The sequence below is a fragment of the Anaeroplasma sp. genome (assembly GCF_034179385.1).
Lineage (GTDB): Bacteria > Bacillota_I > Bacilli_A > Acholeplasmatales > Anaeroplasmataceae > Anaeroplasma.
In genome coordinates this window covers 1-2,327 of record NZ_JAXFPY010000094.1, presented here as the reverse complement: position 1 = coordinate 2,327, position 2,327 = coordinate 1, and the positions used below count along the sequence as shown (strand labels likewise).

The window sequence follows — 2,327 nt, the reverse complement described above, 5'->3', positions numbered from 1 at the left end:
CTTAATTGATAATTATAGATTAAAGAAGGGGACATAACACTTACGCCTAATGTCTTAAAAAGAGGGATTTCTACTATAATATTAGACGCAGATGGGCATAGGTTTACTATAGTTTTTAATGAACCTATTTCATGAGTAATTGCCTCTTGATAAGGCTTCAAGCCTTGGTTTAGAATTACTGACATTTTATTCATCTTCTTTCTACACTTTATTTATTTAATTATAACCTGAATATCAAATAATGGAAATACTAAGGGAAGAAAAAAGTGAAAACTTAGGGAGAACAAAAGTGAAAACTAAATAAATTTATTTTTCACCTATGAGGCCTAATGGCCTCTTTTTCTTTTAGTAATATTCCATTATAATATCATTGGTGTTTATTTATGATCAATGTTACTAAAGACTTTTTATCACTAGATTATTGTGTTAGAACTGAATATTTTAGAAATATTTTATTAGAAGCTGCTAGAAATGGTGAAAGAGTGTATCAAAATGCTTTTAATGCTATAAACAACTTACCTTGTGTTAGAGAATTGAAAGGTAAAGTAACTATAAGAGAACTTTTTTCTGAATACTGGGATATGTTCTACGATTATTATAATCCTTTAGGATTAATTAGACCCGCAATAAAAGATAATGTAGATGCCATGATTCATTGTAAAGATTTTTCAAAGGGGTACTTAACATATGAATGTCCTAATTGTAAAAACCTTGTTAACATAGGATTATCTTGTAATTCTAGATTTTGTTCTTCTTGTGGTAATAGATATAGAGAAGAGCGTGCTCTATCAATATCTAAAACTGTAATAAGTAAGCCTCATAGGCAATTTGTTTTTTCAATTGCCAAAGAATTAAGAAAATACTTTATTGAACCTGATGATAGAGATAATCTACTTGATATATTATTTGAAGCTGTAAATGAAGCTTTTAATCTTTTATTAGATTCTCCAATTGCTAAACGAGAACACAGACAATTTGGTTATATGCTATTTCTCCATACATATGGACGTGATTTAAAATGGAATCCTCACATCCATGCTCTTATTTGCGAAGGATATATGGATAAAAATGATATATTTCATAAATACTACTTCTTTCCATATGAAAGATTAAGAAAATCATTTATGTATTCTCTTCATAATAAAATGTATATTTATATGAAAAAGAATAAAACGAAGGATGAATATGACAAATTCTACAAATTAACTAAATCATTAGAAAAGAGATATCCAGATGGATATTATGCTCATGGGCCTAAGCTTAAAAATAAAAATAATAATAGAGTATCTATAAAAAAATTAACAAGTTATATTGCTAGATATGCTTCTCATCCTGCAATTGCTGAATCTAGAATATTAAAAGTTGATTATACTAACGCTACTATAACATATTTCTATGATCCTCATGAGGATGATTTATTAGATGAGGATGATCCTAATCGATTAGGCAGACAAGAAATAACGGAAAGTGTATTTGTTTTTATGAAAAAACTTGTTAGACACATCCCTAATAAAGGATTCCATAATATTCGATATTGCGGTTTTTATGCTAAACATACAAATCAAGATTTATCTAAGCTTAAAAAGCTTTATACTACTATGGAATTAAACAAAATGAAATCAAACATCAATTGGAATAAAAAAATGAAACTGACTTATAATTATGAACCTCTTCTTTGTACTTGTGGTCACTATATGAAATTTTGCCCTGAAATGTCATTCTCCCCTAACAAAAAAGGTGTTCCAAAACAATTATCATTTTATGATTATGATGAGGATGGTGAATTATATGCCTAAAAGCTTTAATACAATTAAACGCTATCTTTCTGATGAGGAAAAATTTGAGGATGCTTTATTTGAATATAATTTTGATAAAGCTACACAAATAGAACCAATATATATTTATCCTGAAGGATATCATGAAATGACGGATGAAGAAATTGAACACGACGAAGTAATATCTCAAAAAATATTTGAAGCTGAGATGAATGATGATAAGGAGGAAGCTGATAGACTTAGAGAGCTTCTAACTCCGATTGGGTCAATGCCAATAATTAATATTGAAAAAACATTAGAATTAATTCCAATTGAAGATCGACAATTTTTTATAGATGAACTTGATAAAGATTCTTACGAAGAAACTGTCATTATGAAATGTCTTAAATGCGACTTTGAAGAGGAAGCACCCTATGACATTATTGAAGAATGTTGGGATAGCGGTCCTTATCCTATAAGCTACTGTCCTCATTGTGACAAACCTAAATTTGTACCAATCGATATTTACAATAAAAAGAAAAAGAAATAATACTTCTAACTAAATATATTATC

The 2,327-nt window shown here is 28.4% G+C and carries 3 protein-coding genes; 2 read left to right on the top strand and 1 reads right to left on the bottom strand.

Annotated elements, in window-relative coordinates; all coding sequences use genetic code 11:
* Positions 1 to 185 (bottom strand): hypothetical protein (locus SPJ17_RS06215; protein ID WP_321093678.1); only part of this gene is annotated, 185 nt, incomplete at its 3' end.
* A 198-nt stretch (positions 186 to 383) separates the two neighbouring features.
* Between SPJ17_RS06215 and SPJ17_RS06210 the strand changes: the two genes are divergently transcribed.
* Together SPJ17_RS06210 and SPJ17_RS06205 are read left to right on the top strand one after the other, a co-directional pair.
* The gene (locus SPJ17_RS06210; RefSeq protein WP_321093676.1) at positions 384 to 1,796 is read left to right on the top strand and encodes a transposase; all 1,413 of its coding nucleotides are present in this window, start codon (positions 384 to 386) and stop codon (positions 1,794 to 1,796) included.
* Positions 1,789 to 2,304, top strand: a complete 516-nt coding sequence (locus tag SPJ17_RS06205; protein ID WP_321093672.1) for a hypothetical protein — start codon at positions 1,789 to 1,791, stop codon at positions 2,302 to 2,304. The genes SPJ17_RS06210 and SPJ17_RS06205 overlap by 8 nt, the downstream gene beginning before the upstream one ends.
* The last annotated feature ends 23 nt before the right edge of the window (positions 2,305 to 2,327 follow it).

Bases quoted from the DNA above. Each gene is read 5' to 3' on its own strand.
- SPJ17_RS06210 (WP_321093676.1), top strand. From the start codon at position 384: ATGATCAATGTTACTAAAGACTTTTTATCACTAGATTATTGTGTTAGA.
- SPJ17_RS06205 (WP_321093672.1), top strand. From the start codon at position 1,789: ATGCCTAAAAGCTTTAATACAATTAAACGCTATCTTTCTGATGAGGAA.